Source organism: Paenibacillus elgii NBRC 100335 (assembly GCF_004000865.1).
Taxonomy (GTDB): Bacteria; Bacillota; Bacilli; order Paenibacillales; family NBRC-103111; genus Paenibacillus_G; species Paenibacillus_G elgii.
This window is the reverse complement of the sequence record NZ_BIMB01000047.1, coordinates 21,369-37,996: the sequence shown is the minus strand read 5'-3', so window position 1 is coordinate 37,996 and position 16,628 is coordinate 21,369. Positions and strand designations below refer to the sequence as shown.

Here is a 16,628-nt window from a genome sequence, read left to right as displayed (position 1 = left end):
AATAGGATGCTTCGGAACAATAAAAATATTCATGCTTTCTCTCCAGATGGCAAATGAGAAGGAGGGATCTTATTGAAGCCCCTTATAAAAGAAAGGGATTACAACGAAAATCCATTCATCGTCATATGGGAAGTCACCCGGGCCTGTGCTTTGAAATGTCTGCACTGCCGAGCGGAGGCACAGGTTGGAGCGGACCCCGGACAGCTGTCTTTCGAAGAGGGGAAGCAGCTCATTGACGAGATCGCCAAAATGGATAACCCGCTATTCGTCTTTACCGGCGGAGATCCGTTAATGCGGCCCGATCTGTTCGAGCTTGCCCGCTATGCGATCGAAGAGCGAGGTCTTGCCGTCTCTATGACGCCGAGCGCCACGCCGAAGGTGACACGCGAAGCCGTCCGGAAGGCGAAGGAAGTCGGGCTGTCGCGGTGGGCGTTCAGTCTCGACGGCTCCTGTGCGGAGATTCATGACCATTTTCGCGGAACAAAAGGATCATACGATCTCACGATGAGAGGGATCGAATACTTAAAGGAACTGCAAATCCCGGTTCAGGTGAATACGACCGTATCCCACTATAATCTTCATGATCTGGAAGCGATCGCGGACAAGGTCAAGGAGATGGGAGCTGTGCTTTGGAGCGTATTTTTCCTTGTGCCCACCGGACGCGGGATGGTGAAAGATATCATCACCCCGGAGCAGCACGAAGAAGTGATGAAGTGGCTGTGTCACATCCAGCAAAAGATGCCGTATGGTGTAAAAGCAACGGAAGCACCCCATTTCCGGCGGGTTCTCCTGCAGGAAAAGCAGCGTTTAGGCGAGCAGGCTGCGGCCATCGGAACGAAACGCCCGGATTTTCTCGGACGCGCGCCTAAGGGGGTAAACGACGGAGATGGGTTTGTGTTTATTAGCCATATCGGAGATGTTTACCCGAGCGGATTTTTGCCTGTCGTATGCGGCAATGTCCGGGAGCGGCCGCTAACGGACATTTATCGCAGCTCTCCGGTCATGACCGCATTACGTGATAAAGCGTTGTTAAAGGGCAAGTGCGGGGTTTGTGAATTCAAGGCATTGTGCGGAGGCTCGCGGGCGAGAGCCTATGCCGTTACCGGCGATTATCTGGAAAGCGATCCCTATTGTGCGTATGTACCGAAAGCCCTTGCAGCGGAGTCAAAGATGTTTTTTGAACAAAATTCACCTCTTGGATCGGACTTGTGATTTGCGTCACAGTCAGTGGGGAGAGACCGATGCTTTAATGAAAGTGACCAAAAATGAATTATGGAGGTCATCACATGGACCGGGCGTTTGCATCTAAATTTGCTAAGAATTACTTCTTTACGGTTGTTTGTCTCATCATTCTGATGTATATCGGCTCCCGTTTTTTTACTCATATTGACTTGGCTTTATACGGGTATATGGTCGGTACGGTTGTTTTTATCGGCGGCTTTTTCTACCGGTTTATCGCCTGGGCCGAGCGTCCGCCGACGAAGGTCATCATGAAGAAAGGCCTTCGGCTGCTGTTTCGCAGAAGCACTCCGCAAACAACCGTTGAGCATTTGGCCACCTACAAGTTTATATGGAACCGCGGCATCTACCGCTGGACGCAGCACATTTTGCTGGGGTGGGGCTGTATTCTCTCTTGCCTGGTTACGTTTCCGCTCGTATTCGGTTGGATGTACTTTACGATGGAAGATAACAGAACTTACACGGTTGTCGGCTTCGGCCTCGACATCATGCGGGTCCAAGCGGACGGCTGGATTGCCTTCTTGTTTTACAACGCACTGAACATTACAGCCTTCATGGTCATCGCCGGCGTATGCATGGCGCTGTACCGGCGCATCAAGAACATGCAGGCAAGAGCGGAGCAAACGTTCGTATACGATTTTCTCCCCTTGTACCTGCTCCTGTTCATCAGCATTACGGGATTGATGCTCACGGGGGTGAATATTTTCCTGCACGGCTGGGGCCATCCGGTCATTACGCTGATTCATCAATGGTCTGTCATACTTACATTAATTTACCTTCCATTCGGTAAACTGGCGCATATTCCGTTCCGGCCGATGAGCGTGCTGGCCCGAAATTACCGGGAGCACTATGGGGAGAAGGAAATGAAAGCATGTAAAGTGTGTGGCACCGGATTTGTTTCGGTCGAGCAATCGAACGATGTTATTCAAGTGTTGAAGCAAAGCGGCGTCGAATTCAAGATGGACGAAGGCTTTCATCTGGCGGAGCTGTGCCTACCTTGCCGGCGGAAGTATCGCATGTCGCGGTTTGCGGGTATCCCAACCCATGAAATCAAGGTCAAGGAGGCGAACCAGAATGCAAAAGGATAAGTTTTATCGCGAGATTGAAAATAAGCATCATCCGAAGGAAAAGCTGGTTCCGACCCACTGTTCTTACTGCGGCATGCAGTGCGGCATGAATTTAAGGGTGGATACGGATAGTAACAAGATTATCGGCGTAGAGCCGCGGTACGATTTTCCGGTGAATCTGGGGAAAATGTGTCCGAAAGGCGTGACGGCTTACCAGCAAACGAACCATGACGACCGGCTGCTCCGGCCGTTGATCCGGGAAGACGCATCGAAGAAAGGAACGAAGGAAGGCTTCCGCGAAGCGACGTGGGACGAAGCCTATGACTTGATTGCGCGGAAGTTCAAGGAACTGCAGAACAACTACGGCAAAGATTCGTTGTCCGTGTTCAGCGGCGTGTCCATGACGAATGAGAAATGTTACTTGACCGGCAAATTTGCCCGCGTCGGCCTGCAGACGCGCTACATCGATTACAACGGCAGATTCTGCATGTCCAGTGCGGCAGCAGGTTTCATGCGCAGCCTTGGGGTGGATCGCGGATCTACGCTGCCGTGGACGGATATTCACCAGTCGGATTGCTTGTTTATTGCCGGAAGCAATACGGCCGAATGCCATCCGACCTCGATGTTCCGGGTATGGGAGGTACAGAATCGCGGCGGGTATCTGATTGTTGCGGACCCGCGGGAAACCCCGATTGCGAGACGGGCCGACGTCCATCTCGATCTCAAGCCCGGCACCGATCTGGCGCTCGCGAACTGCATGGTGAATTTGCTTATCCAGCAAGGATTTGCGGACGAAGCGTTTATTCGCGAGCATACGAACGGCTTCGAAGAAACGATGGAAGTCGTGAAGGCGTTTACCCCGGAGTATACGAGTGAAATTACGGGAGTGGCACCGGAGAAATTGATCCGCGCCGCAGAAATCTACGGCAAAGCGCCGAACGCTGTCGTCCTGTTCGCGCGCGGGATCGAGCAGCAGCATAAAGGAACGGACAACGTATCAGCGTACACGAACATGTGCCTGGTGACCGGCAAAATCGGCCGGCCCAAATCCGGCGTCGCCACGTTTACAGGCCAAGGAAACGGTCAGGGCGGCCGGGAGCACGGACAGAAAGCGGATGCGCTTCCGGGCTATCGCAAAATCACGAATCCGAAGCACGTGCAGGAAGTGTGCAGTGTCTGGGGAATTACGCCGGAAGAAATGCCGCAGCCTGGCGTTTCGGCTTATGAAATGTTCGAATTGATGACCGAAAAAACGATCCGCGGCTTATACTTGCTGTGCTCCAATCCCGCAGTTTCCGCGCCGAATCAAAACTTCGTCCGCGCGGCGCTGAAAAGCCTGGATTTCATGGTCTGCTGCGATATGTTCTTATCGGAATCGGCGGAATTTGCCGATGTCGTTCTTCCTTCCGTAACATGGTCGGAGGATGAGGGCACCGTGACCAACCTGGAGGGCCGGATCATCAAGATCAATAAAGCCCAGGAGCCGCTTGGCGAGTCGAAGCCGGATTGGCAGATTCAGGTGGAGCTGGCCGAGCGTCTCGGCCGAGGCCAATATTTCCGTCATCTGACGACGGCAAGCAAAGTTGCGGAGGAATTCAGGCTAGCCTCCAAAGGCGGATATGCGGATTACTACGGGGCGACGTGGGATAAAATCGAGAAGCAAAACGGTGTATTTTGGCCGTGCCGGGACGAGCAGGATCAAGGAACTCCCTATATGTTTTTGGATAAAAAGTTTTACCATCCGGACGGCAAAGCGAAAATATGCGCGCTTCCTTACCGGCCGCCTGCGGAGGAGCCGTGTGAACAGTATCCGCTCAGGCTGACCACCGGCAGGGTCGTCTATCATTACTTATCCGGGAACCAGACGCGGAGAATTCCCTTTTTGCGGGATATGTGCCCGGAACCGTTCGTCGAAGTACACCCGGAAACCGCCAAGCTGTACGGTATCGAGCACGAAGAAATCGTTCGTTTGTATACCCGGCGCGGCGAAGCGTACTTTAAAGTGAAGATCATCGAGGCCATACGTAAGGATACCGTTTTCGTGCCTTATCATTTCGGACATGAACAGTCGATCAACCTGCTGACCATTGCCGCGCTGGACCCGATGTCGAAAATGCCGGAATTTAAAGCTTGTGCAGCCCAGATTGAGAAGCTGGCGGATGGGACGAAGGGGGCACTGCTGTGAAAAAACTATTGTATATCGAAATGGATAACTGCATCGGCTGCCGAAGCTGTCTTGCCGCTTGTACGCAATGCGGCGGTCACGACGAACGGAACCGCAATTATGTCTATGATGTTAATCCGCTTGTGGACCGGCAGACGATTCCGCTGATGTGTCTGCACTGTGTCAATCCGGCATGCGCCAGAAGCTGTCCGGCGCAAGCCATCCAGATCACGGAAGAAGGCGCGGTGCTGTCCGCGCTCGTCGAGAAATGCATCGGATGTCAGAACTGTACGATTGCCTGTCCTTACGGGATTCCGAAATTCGATGAAGAGCAGAACCTGATGTATAAATGCGATCTTTGTTACGACCGTACGAAGGACGGCATCCCGCCGATGTGCGCATCCGTTTGCCCGACCAATACGCTGCAGTGGATCGACGAGAACGAGTTGGCCGAGAAGCGGGAACGTCATCGGGTAGGCAAATGGGTGTCCAGCCGGCAGCCGTTCGAGCCGCTGGAAGGGGAGACCCGTGTACAAATCAGCCTTCCCGGTATTATTCAAGGAATACAGAAGCTGTTCTGAACCGTCTGATTAAGGAAAGCGACTATGATTAGAAAGCGGGTGGACCGCATGGATCAAGAGAAGAATAACAAGGTTCCGTATAACGAAGACAATTACACGCATAACATTCGTAAAAATAATGAGCGAACCTTGGACCGGCGCGGCTTTATGAAGACGATGGTGGGGGCGGCGGGAGTGTTTGCCATTTCCACGCTACCCTGGGGCGGACTGGCGGCCAAAGAGCTTGCGGGGCTCGGCCAAAAAAGCCATCCCAAAATGAAAATCGCCGACGTGCAAGCGTTAAAAGTCGGGGAGGCGGTCGAATTTGCTTATCCCGGGGAACACGATTCGGCGTTGCTGATTCGCTTGGGCGAAAATGAATACAAAGCGTATCAAAATGCATGCACTCATTTGAAATGCCCCGTATTTTGGAACGGCGAGGAGAAAAAAATGGTTTGTCCGTGCCATCACGGATTTTTTGACCCTAAATCGGGTGCACCGACAGGAGGGCCGCCAAGAAGGCCGCTGCCGGAAATTATCGTAGCTGTCGAAGGGCCGACTATTTATGCAACGGGAGTGAAGCGGTATGAAGCGTAGCTATCGGGGCGTCATCCTGCTGAGTGTTGTGCTGCTGCTCAATATCATTTTCACGCAGTATACGATCAACAATTATTATTTTGAAAACTATAAGCTGGTGATTTTGTTTGCCGCGTTAAACGTCATTCTGTTTCCAATTGCCTTAGTTATTTACAAGAAGGAAGTGAAATAGATGAAGAAATCGGAGTTTTTCATGGATTTATGTTTCATTCGGGAAACTGCAGCGGATGCGACCGGGCAATCTTTTGAGCAAACCATTGACGATCAGTTGAAAAGCTTGTTTCCGAGGCATGCGAAATGGAGCCTGGAGCAGAAACAGGCAGAAGGGCTCGAATACGTCGTTGCAGAGGTTACGGGGACTGGGGCTTGGGAGAAGGAGGAGGACATGCTCGCCTATCTTGAAGAGCGGGCAGATTATCATTTCTGGGATTGGCTGCAGGGCTACCGGTTAGAAGTCGAAGTCAAGGAACATGCGGAGTGCAGCCATTGCGGCCAAAATAACGTCAAAGCCGGGGGCTTATGATGGAATGGGATACGATCTTATCCAAGTATGAAGGAAGCCGGATCACCGTATGGATTGAAGATCTCTCGGGCGAAGAGCAAACGCAGCCCAAGCCGTTCACCCTGTTCAAGACAGCGCTCACGGAAGACCGGGCCTATTTGAAGTTTTATTTCAATGCCGCTCAGTTTCTTTCCGTACCTTTATTTGACGAATCATTGACCAAGCTGGAGCGCAGCCAAGCAAGAAACTGTTTTGTTTCGCATGATCCGAAAGCCAACCTGCGTTATCATATCTACTTTGAAGAACGCGTATAGAAGGAGCAAAGTCGTGCGCTATTCGATGATGTCATCGGGTAGCGCATTTTTATAAAACGGTGTGACGAAAGGAGGCCGAGGGATGAACCGTCCATTGATCGATTCGTTCGGCAGGGTCCACGATTATTTGCGTATATCCGTGACGGACCGCTGCAATTTACGATGTGTATACTGCATGCCTCCTGAGGGAATGGAATTCGAACCTGGCCAGAAGATATTGACGTATGAGGAGATCGCAGAGGTTGTGCGGGTACTGGCAGGAATGGGTGTGCGAAAAGTAAGGCTCACCGGAGGGGAGCCGTTAGTTCGCAAGGAGCTTGAAACACTTGTAGCCATGATTGCCGCCGTTCCGGGAATAGAAGATATCGCTTTGACCACGAACGGCATATTTCTCGCACCGAAAGCGGCTAAGCTGAAAGCGGCGGGATTGACTCGCGTCAATATCAGCTTGGATTCGCTGCGCGCAGACAGGTTTGCTTTCATTACCCGCGGCGGAGATGTGCGGCGTGTTCTGGATAGTATGGATACTTGCCTGCAAGTGGGGCTCCATCCGATCAAAATAAATGTCGTGCTCATGAAGGGGATCAATGATGATGAAATTGCAGATTTCTTGAGGTTGTCCGTGGAACGGCCGCTTCAAATCCGATTTATCGAATACATGCCGATCGGCCATCAAGACAAAGGGTGGAAGGCTTCTTATATGCCGTTAACGGCCATTTTCGATCAATGTCGCGAAATGGGGTGGAAGGTTATCCCTTGCCATACGATCCGTGGCAGCGGGCCTTCCGAAAATTACCGAATCGAAGGAGCACAAGGAAGCTTCGGACTCATCCATCCGGTAAGCGATCATTTTTGTGAGACGTGCAACAGGCTTCGCCTGACGGCTGACGGCAGCATTAAGCCTTGTTTATACTGGTCGGACGAATTTAATGTACGAAAATCGATCGGAAATGATAATGCCATTCGCGAGCTCTTTCTTAAAGCTTTGCATTTGAAGCCCCAAAATCATGAAATGGCAAAAGTCTTAGACGATGAAAAACAGACGCATCAGCCGACTTCCAGGAGAATGTCGCAGATTGGAGGATAGTATGGAACGTGTACAGCTTTCGAACCGTTTTCGCAGGAACGCCATTCAACCTGATGCGGCGCAAAAGATGATTCAACAGCATATTCGGCCGGGAGACGTCGAGCGCGTACCATTAGAGGAAGCTTTTGGCAGGAGATTGGCGGCGGATGTTTTCGCATCGGACCCCATGCCGCATTTTTGCCGTTCGGGTATGGACGGGTTTGCCATACGGTGGGAATCGACAATCGGCGCATCTTCCGATCAGCCGGTTGTTCTGGAAGTCATCGAGAGCATTCCTTGCGGCTCGACGCCGACAAAAACCATAACGGGGAATATGGCATCGAGGATTATGACGGGTGCTATGGTGCCGGAAGGCGCAAATGCGGTCGTCATGCTTGAGATTGCGGAATGCTTTGAGCAAGATGGAAAAACGTTCATTTCGATCAAAAAAGAACAGAAGGAAGGTCAAAACATAACCTTACCCGGATTTGAACTGGCAAAAGGCGAGCTTGTCTTGGAAAAGGGGAGGAAAATAAATGCGGGTGAGATTGCCCTGCTAGCTGCCTTCGGCATGGAAACGGTTAACGTATTTAAGCGCCCCAAAGTAGCCATATTTGCAACCGGCTCGGAATTGTTGAGCGTTCATGCGCCGCTTGAGCCCGGGAAAATCAGGAACAGCAATACGCATATGCTTGCAGCACTAGTCCGGGAGGCGGGCGGCACCCCGGTTCTGATGGAAACGATCCCTGACGATGCGGAGCGGGCTATGGAGCGAATAACCGACGCCTTTTCCATAGCGGATTGTGTCATTACGACAGGCGGAGTCTCGGTAGGCGATTACGATATTATGGTCGACATTTTTGAAGCGTGGGAAGGGACAACGTTATTCAACAAGGTCATGATGCGGCCGGGCAGCCCTACGACGGTTGGCGTGATGAAGGACAAGTTTCTTTTCGCACTTTCCGGGAATCCGGGGGCTTGCTTTGTGGGGTTTGAGTTGTTTGTTCGTCCGGTGCTCTGGGGCATGCAGGGGAAGAAGGACGTTCTCCCGCCGGAAGCGACCGCATTCTTAGGGGAGGATTTTACGAAAGTCAATGCCTATCCTCGCTTCGTGCGGGCCAAAAGCTATATCGAAGACGGCAAGGTGTATGTCAAAATGGCAGGACCCGATCAGTCCAGCGTGATGCTTTCGATCAAGGATTCCGACTGTTTCTTGGTCATCCCTCCGGGAGGCCGCGGTGTTCTCGCCGGAGAAAAGGTACGCATGGTTCAACTCGGAGTAACGGAGTAATGTAGGGTTTGCAGGAATTTGTCCGTACAGCGCGAATATGAAAAGGCAATGGTCGAATGTGCCAATATATGGTTCATTTCTGGTTTATAGAGAAGGGTGGGAGAGAATGGGCAAATGAGGTTATTGGCGATATGTATTTTATTAATGGTGCTAACGGGATGCAATCCGTCCGGACAGCAAAGCCAGCTTAACGAGCCCGCGAAAGCTTCCGATTCGAAATCGCCTCCGTCCGGATCGGCAGCGCCTGCTCCTTCGGCGGCCTCTCCGGGCGCAGCATCGCAAGCCGCTCCTGCCAATGATGGGGCAACGCTTGAAGAAATTGCGGACCAGTCGTTTCAGGTTGAACTGGAGTCGTGGGGCAAGGTTCGTTTTGTGTCCGCGAAACGCGCGAATGCAGACGGGCGCAAAGAGCTTGTGCTTAGCTTAAAGGATGCCGAAGGCCATTCCTTGTATACGTTCCCGCAGCCGAAGCTCGTCGCGTCGTGGAATTTCGAATCCGTCCAAGCGGTTTCCTTTAAAGACGTTGATAGAGACGGCAAGAAGGATGTGATCGTGCTCGCCGATTACGTTACCGGGAAAGGCTCGGGAGGCAGCGCCGCAATTACTGCCCCGTCCATATTTATTCAAAAGGACAAAAGCTTTGTATCGGATGTTGAGATCGATAACCGGCTGAATGCCTCCGGGAAAATCTCGACCGTGAGCGACGTTGTGGCGTTCTTTAAAGCGAAAGCGAAACCAGACGCTGCTCAGGCCCCGACGGATACTGACAGTAACGCCACCTTAGAGAAAGTAAACCGGAGCCTGTGCACAAGAGTGGCTGCCTCCAACATGTCCGAGGATGAAATCGTTCAGACTTATGAGGACGAATATGCCAAGAACGAGCTGGATCGCTCCGAACACGGCCAGGATGAAATGTATCGCTATATCGGCGAGTGCTTTCAACAAGAGACGGACAAATTGCTTGCAAGCAACAGCAAGCTGAAGACTCAGACGGACGCTATTCATCAAACGGTAAATGAAGCGATGTCAGAGCTGTCCAGTATTGATTATACCCGTAACGGCGGCGGTACCATGTGGATTCACGGTGGCTACAGGGCCATTGGACTCTACGGGTATCGCATAAACGTGTATGTCAAGATGAAATTAAACGATCCCAAGTCCGCTTCTAAAAAATATGATGCGCTCGTCAAAGAGCTGGATTCGAACTTGGACAAATTGAAGGAGCAGGGAGTTCAGGGGTTAGAGGAGCTAATGGATACTAAAAGAGTAAAAGAAGCACAGGAAGGTTTCGATTCCGAGTTTCCGAAGCTTAACACCGCTCTGCAAAAGTTCAAAGAGCTAACCACTGATAAAGACGAGGCGAGTCTTTATCTCCTGGAGCTTCTGACGAAGCGGGTCGGCGCTTCGATTGACGAGCAGAGGAGCATGAGATAACAGCAGGAGCCTGTGAACGGTTCTCGCTTGATACAAAATGCCGCAGTTCACATTGCGGTGTTTTGTGTCAAGAAAGTCGAAATGATAAGATGCGCCTTGACAGGTCCGTAATTCAAGGATATTATAGACACTATAAGTCTTTAATTGAGGTGTTGGCCATGAGATTTTCAAAAGCGACAAATTATGCTCTGCACACGATGCTCGCGCTGATTGAAGCTTCTCCGGTTAAACCGGTAGGCGTGCAGCAGTTGGCGGAATCCCAAGGCGTTTCACCGACCTATCTTTCCAAAATTTTAACGAGGCTCGTGAAGGCAGGAATGATCGAATCGGTATCTGGAGCTAACGGCGGTTACCGGCTAACCCGCAAGAAAGACGACATTACGTTTTTGGACATTATCCATGCCATTGAAGGCAACGCCTCCTTATTCGAATGCGATTTTGTCCACGGCGACGAATGTTTGATTCAAGCGGTAATGAAGGAAGCGGAAGAGAAGATGGAGTCGCATCTTAAGGAAGCGAAATTGGCGGATCTGGCCCGAAAGCAAACACAAGCTTAAGACGTGCCCTTCGTTAAAAGAAAAAGCACGGTGCAGTGCACGAACAAGTTTTTTTTAAATTAATCATAGATATAATGAGTCTTTAATATCTAATTTGAGGAGATGAGCATCATGATTTACGATTGCGCGATTATTGGCGGCGGGCCTGCCGGATTGAATGCAGCCCTCGTGCTCGGCAGGGCAAGACGAAGCGTGGCTTTAATCGATAACAACAGGCCGCGAAATGCCGTTACGCATGCGTCTCACGGCTTTATTACGAGAGACGGCGTGACGCCGGCCGAGTTCCGCCGCGTCGCTTATGAACAGGTTCTTCGTTATCCATCCGTCAAGCATCTGCAAACCGAAGCCGTCGAGGTTCGCAAAATCGAATCCGGATTTTTCGAGGTGGTGGATGCATCGGGCTATAGGATTCAAGCGCGAAAGCTGATTTTAGCGACGGGGGTAAAAGAAGTATTTCCCGAAATCGACGGCTTCTATCCGCTGTATGGGAAAAGCTTGTTTAATTGCCCTTATTGCGACGGCTGGGAGCTGCAGGATCAGCCGCTTGTCGTTGTGTCCGAATCTCCGACTGTTTTTCATACAGCCAAGCTTCTCCTCAATTGGAGCAAAGATGTGGTCGTCTGCACGCACGGCAAGTCGTCCTTGTCGGACGAGCAGAAGACACGCCTTCAATCCAAGGGAATCGTGGTGATGGAGCAGCTTGTCACGGCTTTCGTCGGCCACAATGGGCGGCTTGAGCATGTTCGTTTCGCGGATGGAACTGAGCTGCCGAGAGCCGGTGGCTTCGTGATGCCGAGATTTGTACCGGCTGTACCGTTCGGAGAACGTCTGGGCTGTGAACGGACGGAGAATGGCGGACTCAAGACGGATGCATCGGGAAGAACCTCGATACCTGGTTTATATGCCGCAGGAGACGCTTCGTACTTCATGCCATCCCAAGTGGTTTTTGCTGCAGCTGACGGCAGCCGAACAGCGATGGGCGTTAATTTGGACTTGACGGAGGAAGATTTCGGATAATAAATGCTTAGTTAGCTGCTGGAACCACGGAGCAGGGCGGAGGAGGTGATGAAATCTCCGTCGGTTCGATTTGTTTGAATTAAATTTAGGATAGAAATAAAGGGAGGAAGCTACAAATGACCATTTGCCATACTACGGATACTACCTTTACTAATGATTTAAAGAATGATGGCTTGACATTAGTCAATTTTTGGGCGACTTGGTGCGCGCCTTGCCGCTATTTCGGTACCATACTCGAAGCGTTTGATCGGGAACATAACAGCGACGTGAGAATTCTCAAGGTCAATGTAGATGAAGAAGCCAATACGGCCGCTCAGTTTGGAGTCATGAGCATTCCAACGACGATCCTATTTAAAAACGGTGAACCGGTCGACAAAATCGTTGGCGCCATTCCTGTGGAAGAACTTAAGAAATTTATAGACAGTCATAAAAAGTAGTACGAGCTGAAGAGCAGTGGAACAGCCCCTAATGCAAGTCGCCGGACACATCGTCCGGCGGCTTTTGTTTTTTATCGATTGACAGGCAGTAAGGTTAACACCTAGAGCGAAGTCCCCCGGTATCACGATGCTTAGCCAGATAGGCTAACAGATGAAGCTTTTCATTCGGAACGTGATAGCGCAAATAGCTGCCCGGATCGCTCATGGTACCAAGCAGCTCGCGCTCGGATAGCTCCATGCCAATACGGGAGAAGTTCTCGTCCAAATAATCCGGATAATAGGTTCGCTCATGCGCTCGCGGAAACAGATGGCGAATTTGCGAAAGCGAAGCTGCCGGCGGCTGGTAAAACAAATAGTTTCCGATCACATGGGCGTCCGGCTTGAGATAAGGCAGCATCGGGAGAAGCGGGAAGAGCCGGTTGTCCAACGAAAAGTCATTGAACGAAAAGCTGTCGACGATCAAGTCGACGGTAGCGGGAGCAAGCGGAAGCCGCCAATCACCGCTCTCGAGGTACAACGCTTGCAAATCGGCATGGCTCTGCGTAAGCCGCTCCTTGAGCCTGGAAAGCATTGTGCGCGACGTACCGCAAAAAACGTACATCGTCTCCGGCGGGAGAGACGAGATATATTTCGGCAGCATCGTGTACACGTCAGCGTTGGCTTCCACAATCAGCCGATGCTTCGCAGGAGACTCGTTCATAAGACGGCCGGCCATCCACAGGCTGCCCTTTTCCGTCAGGCGGATAAAAGCGGAGGAGAGCAGTTCAAAGCGCTCGTGATCATAGCCATAGGTATAGGCGGAGCGAGCGTTTTCTTTATCCATGGTGAGCAGGATGCCGTCTCGGATTTCCGCCCGATAAGAGCAGCGGCAGTCCAATTGCCCGCTTAGCATGTATCTTCCCTGAAGGTGGGCGTTACGGATTTGCAGCGGGATCTGGCAGGAAGGGCAGTAGAGCAGGGGCAAAAAGGAGTAAGGCACCCCGGTCTGCGCTCCCGCCTCGGGTTCGTCTTGCAAAGCGCGCAATTTGTTTTCGATCTGCCGCAGCGCGTTCTCCAGCTGCTCTTTGTCTCTCTTCAGCTGCCGCTTCTTTTCGTTCAACAAACGCAGATAATGGCAGCGGGCGTCTTTGACGACGGTAAAGTCAGTGATCCGCTTAAACATAAGCATCTGATGGATCTCCTGGAGTGTAAAATGATACTGCTTCATCTCGTTGATGAGCACCATATCGTCTACGCACGAAGGAGTAAACTCATATTGGGCGCTTGCTTTTTTATCCGGAAGCAGCAGCCCCAGCTCAATGTAGTAACGGACCGTATCGACAGACACGTCAAACCGTTTGGCGAATGCCCCGATTTTCATGTAAGCAACCCCCAATTCTACCTTAATATATGAATATTACAATAAAAATGTGGGGGTACTCCAGATTTTTTTGGAAAAAGTAGTTTTTTGCGGGCTTGATCTCAAGGACGCTCCACCTCTTATGATAAGTGCATTCCCAAGAAAGAGGTGAGTGATATGAAGTTATCCGAGTATTCGAGTTATGACGGTCTGGGACTGGCTGAGCTGGTCAAGCGCGGCGAGGTTACGCCCCGGGAACTGACGGCGTTAGCCAGCGAAGCTATCCGGCTGGTGAATCCGCAATTGAATGTGATGGCCGTCTCGATGCAGGAGCAAGCGGAAAAGGAGAGCGAGTCCGTGTTATCGGACGGCCCGTTTGCAGGTGTCCCGTTTTTGACCAAGGATTCGACGCTGCATGCTGCCGGAGTGCCTCTCAACAGCGGCAGCCGACTGGGAGAAGGGATGGTTTACCCGTACGACTCCGAGCTGATGAGGCGGTTCCGTCAGGCAGGTCTGGTGACGTTGGGGTCCACCACGGCGCCGGAATTTGGATTCAACGCGACGACGGAAGCGGTCTTGTACGGGCCGACGAGAAACCCTTGGAATCCGGAAAGGAGTCCCGGCGGTTCAAGCGGCGGCTCGGCCGCGGCGGTAGCGGCAGGCATCGTGCCGTTCGCCCATGCCAATGACGGCGGAGGCTCCATCCGCATTCCGGCGTCTTGCAACGGCCTGGTCGGCTTGAAGCCGACACGCGGGCGAACGCCCAACGGACCGGACAGCGGAGAAGTCTTAAGCGGCCTTGGAGTTCAGTTTGCCGTAACCAAAACGGTTCGCGATGCGGCTGCGCTGCTGGATGCGGTAGCGGGTCCCGATCCGGGCGCGTATGCTTGGGCGGAGAGGCCGGGCCGACCGTTTTCCGTAGAAGCGGCTGCGGCGCCGGGGCGGTTGCGCATTGCTTGGACAGCCAAGCCGTTATCGGGCACGCCCGTTGATGCGGAATGCTTGCGGGTATTGCACGAAACCGTCAGCTTATGCGAGGAGCTGGGGCACGAATTGGTGGAGGCTTCGCCTGAGGTGGATTACGAGGCATTGTTCGTGGCGACGATGAATATCTGGGCAGCCAATACTTGCCATGGGATCGAGCGGCTTGCAAAAGCCCTGAATCGTACACCGTCGGAGCATAACCTTGAAGCGACGATCCTGAAAGCGTACCGGCACGGAGCGTCCTTGTCCGCCCATGATCTGCTGACGGCTATCGATATCAGTGCGAAAGCTTCCCGATCCGTCGGCCGATTTTTCGAGCAGGTTGATGTGCTGCTTTCCCCGACGATCGCGTCACCGCCGCTTCCGCTGGGCGTGCTGAATGCCAACGACCCGGAAATCGATGTCAGACGCTGGACGGAGCAGGTGTTTACCCACGCCCCGTTCACGAGTCTCTTTAATACGACGGGCCAGCCCGCTATTTCGCTGCCGCTTGGTTGGAGCGCAGACGGCTTGCCGATCGGGATGCAGTTTGCCGGACGATTCGCCGACGAAGCTACGCTGCTGCAGCTTGCGAGTCAATTGGAAGCCGCCCGGCCATGGAACCATAAACGCCCCGGCATTCATGCGGGAAGTATGCAATAAGCTGTTCATTCCCACATACAGACGGAGAGAAAGCCAGGTCAACTTCTGCCAAGAAGAGGACCTGGCTTTTTTTCGGTCATAACGTCTTTACAAAAGCTATAGAAACAACTTGGCACAAAACTATTGAGTGATAATCTATTATCAATTACAATGATATAGGAATAATATTCCAAATATGAGATATGGAGGTAACCGAATGGTTAAGAAGTTGGGCAAGGCACTATTTTCGATTTTATTCCTCGTCTCGGTTTTACTGGCAAGTTTTTTCCCGGTTGCAGGCTCGAATAACGTTTCCTTTGCGGCATCATCTTACGATTACGTTTTAATTTTTCCGAGAGACCGATACCCCGAAACCGGAGCGCATATTAAAGATGCCATTGCAGCGGGCAAATCGGATGTATGTACTATCGAGCGCGACGGTACCCGTGAGCGGCGTGCAGAGTCACTGAAAGGCTATCCGCCGAAGAAAGGCTACGATCGGGACGAATGGCCGATGGCGATGTGCTTGGAAGGGGGAAAAGGCGCGGATATTCGGTACGTTACTCCGTCCGACAACCGGGGGGCAGGAAGCTGGGTAGGAAATAAGCTTTCCAAATACTCGGACGGAACCAGAATAAAATTTATCGTAAACTAAACGCTCGAACGGTTTACGCTTTGTTCTGTGATCAGGCTGGCGGGGTATCTACTTCCGGTCGCTGTTGTCAGCGGGTATTTCCCGCAGACAAAGGCGAACGCTATCACTCCTACAGTAGATACCCCACCTCCGTATGTTTCTATAGACTTACAAAGATTACTACACTATGAGCCGTAGAAAAACTTCTACGGCTCCATTCACGCGATAAAACACCCTTGACAAAAAACGGAATTTGGACTAAATTTGTTTGTGCAAACAATTTTGAAGATAAGGAGGTTGCAGCCATGTTGCAGGTCTATCTTAAAGAGTGTCTATATTTCACGGCAAATCGTCTCGGCAGGGTAATTACCAAAATGGCGGAGGATGAATTTGCATCAAGCGGCATATCTCCGACCTCTGCATTTTTGCTTATGGCCGTGTATGAACATGACGGAATTTCGCAGAAAGAATTAGGCCAAATTTTACACCTTCAGCCATCCACGGTAACTCGCCTAATTGAGAAGCTCGCGGCCAAAGGCTTGCTGTATAACCGTGTAGAGGGCAGGTTATCGCTGATTTACGCAACGGATAAAGGCAAAGCGCTGGAAGCTAGCATTAACGAGTGCTGGATTAATCTCCGGAGCCGCTATGCAGCCATTCTCGGAGAAGAAAGTGACGCACTGTCGCTTCAATTAGACGAGGTAAGCGATCGGTTGGAAAAAATCGAATGAGTTTCATTTGATTTTTTGGACAAACATTTGCTTGTACAAACAATTGACCGTGAACAAGGAGGAAAATCAATGAA

At 51.6% G+C, this 16,628-nt stretch carries 18 protein-coding genes; 17 read left to right on the top strand and 1 reads right to left on the bottom strand.

The annotated features are described in order from the left end of the window. The first annotated feature begins 72 nt into the window (after positions 1-72). From PEL01S_RS26485 to trxA, 14 genes are all read left to right on the top strand, one after another. Complete coding sequence (locus PEL01S_RS26485; RefSeq protein ID WP_063177968.1) at positions 73-1,212, top strand: TIGR04053 family radical SAM/SPASM domain-containing protein; 1,140 nt, start codon at positions 73-75, stop codon at positions 1,210-1,212. A 74-nt stretch (positions 1,213-1,286) separates the two neighbouring features. After that, entirely contained in the window at positions 1,287-2,327 is a 1,041-nt protein-coding gene (locus PEL01S_RS26480) for a hypothetical protein (RefSeq protein ID WP_063177966.1), read from the top strand. Beyond that, positions 2,314-4,491 carry a molybdopterin oxidoreductase family protein gene (locus PEL01S_RS26475; protein ID WP_063177964.1) on the top strand — a complete coding sequence of 726 codons (2,178 nt, stop codon included), beginning with the start codon at positions 2,314-2,316 and terminating at the stop codon, positions 4,489-4,491. The genes PEL01S_RS26480 and PEL01S_RS26475 overlap by 14 nt, the downstream gene beginning before the upstream one ends. Next, positions 4,488-5,051 carry a 4Fe-4S dicluster domain-containing protein gene (locus PEL01S_RS26470; RefSeq protein ID WP_010496945.1) on the top strand — a complete coding sequence of 188 codons (564 nt, stop codon included), beginning with the start codon at positions 4,488-4,490 and terminating at the stop codon, positions 5,049-5,051. Before PEL01S_RS26475 ends, PEL01S_RS26470 begins: the two co-directional genes overlap by 4 nt. Positions 5,052-5,075: 24 nt before the next feature. After that, positions 5,076-5,627: a Rieske 2Fe-2S domain-containing protein gene (locus PEL01S_RS26465; RefSeq protein WP_010496944.1), complete on the top strand. Its 552-nt coding sequence runs from the start codon at positions 5,076-5,078 to the stop codon at positions 5,625-5,627. Beyond that, positions 5,617-5,799 carry a hypothetical protein gene (locus tag PEL01S_RS26460; protein ID WP_063177962.1) on the top strand — a complete coding sequence of 61 codons (183 nt, stop codon included), beginning with the start codon at positions 5,617-5,619 and terminating at the stop codon, positions 5,797-5,799. The genes PEL01S_RS26465 and PEL01S_RS26460 overlap by 11 nt, the downstream gene beginning before the upstream one ends. Next, positions 5,800-6,150, top strand: a complete 351-nt coding sequence (locus PEL01S_RS26455) for a hypothetical protein (RefSeq protein ID WP_127462384.1) — start codon at positions 5,800-5,802, stop codon at positions 6,148-6,150. It begins immediately after the preceding gene. Further along, positions 6,150-6,443, top strand: a complete 294-nt coding sequence (locus PEL01S_RS26450; RefSeq protein WP_063177958.1) for a hypothetical protein — start codon at positions 6,150-6,152, stop codon at positions 6,441-6,443. Before PEL01S_RS26455 ends, PEL01S_RS26450 begins: the two co-directional genes overlap by 1 nt. 82 nt (positions 6,444-6,525) lie before the next feature. Further along, positions 6,526-7,530: a GTP 3',8-cyclase MoaA gene (moaA, locus tag PEL01S_RS26445; protein ID WP_127462383.1), complete on the top strand. Its 1,005-nt coding sequence runs from the start codon at positions 6,526-6,528 to the stop codon at positions 7,528-7,530. A 1-nt stretch (position 7,531) separates the two neighbouring features. Beyond that, positions 7,532-8,800 (top strand): molybdopterin molybdotransferase MoeA, encoded by a 1,269-nt coding sequence (locus tag PEL01S_RS26440; protein WP_164824321.1) that lies wholly within the window; start codon positions 7,532-7,534, stop codon positions 8,798-8,800. Positions 8,801-8,914: 114 nt separating this feature from the next. Beyond that, entirely contained in the window at positions 8,915-10,234 is a 1,320-nt protein-coding gene (locus tag PEL01S_RS26435) for a hypothetical protein (protein WP_127462381.1), read from the top strand. 158 nt (positions 10,235-10,392) lie between these two features. Further along, entirely contained in the window at positions 10,393-10,791 is a 399-nt protein-coding gene (locus PEL01S_RS26430; protein ID WP_063177951.1) for an Rrf2 family transcriptional regulator, read from the top strand. Between the two features lie 111 nt (positions 10,792-10,902). Then, the gene (locus tag PEL01S_RS26425) at positions 10,903-11,808 is read left to right on the top strand and encodes an NAD(P)/FAD-dependent oxidoreductase (protein WP_127462380.1); all 906 of its coding nucleotides are present in this window, start codon (positions 10,903-10,905) and stop codon (positions 11,806-11,808) included. A gap of 116 nt (positions 11,809-11,924) precedes the next feature. Beyond that, the gene (gene trxA, locus PEL01S_RS26420) at positions 11,925-12,245 is read left to right on the top strand and encodes a thioredoxin (RefSeq protein ID WP_010496933.1); all 321 of its coding nucleotides are present in this window, start codon (positions 11,925-11,927) and stop codon (positions 12,243-12,245) included. A 94-nt stretch (positions 12,246-12,339) separates the two neighbouring features. Here the strand turns inward: trxA and PEL01S_RS26415 are convergent, their stop codons facing one another. Beyond that, entirely contained in the window at positions 12,340-13,605 is a 1,266-nt protein-coding gene (locus PEL01S_RS26415; protein ID WP_127462379.1) for a MerR family transcriptional regulator, read from the bottom strand. A gap of 156 nt (positions 13,606-13,761) precedes the next feature. Between PEL01S_RS26415 and PEL01S_RS26410 the strand changes: the two genes are divergently transcribed. From PEL01S_RS26410 to PEL01S_RS26400, 3 genes are all read left to right on the top strand, one after another. Beyond that, positions 13,762-15,210 carry an amidase gene (locus PEL01S_RS26410; protein WP_127462378.1) on the top strand — a complete coding sequence of 483 codons (1,449 nt, stop codon included), beginning with the start codon at positions 13,762-13,764 and terminating at the stop codon, positions 15,208-15,210. A gap of 196 nt (positions 15,211-15,406) precedes the next feature. Beyond that, a complete protein-coding gene (locus tag PEL01S_RS26405; RefSeq protein ID WP_127462377.1) occupies positions 15,407-15,844 on the top strand; it encodes a NucA/NucB deoxyribonuclease domain-containing protein in 438 nt (145 codons plus the stop codon). A 284-nt stretch (positions 15,845-16,128) separates the two neighbouring features. After that, a complete protein-coding gene (locus tag PEL01S_RS26400) occupies positions 16,129-16,554 on the top strand; it encodes a MarR family winged helix-turn-helix transcriptional regulator (protein WP_127462376.1) in 426 nt (141 codons plus the stop codon). The last annotated feature ends 74 nt before the right edge of the window (positions 16,555-16,628 follow it).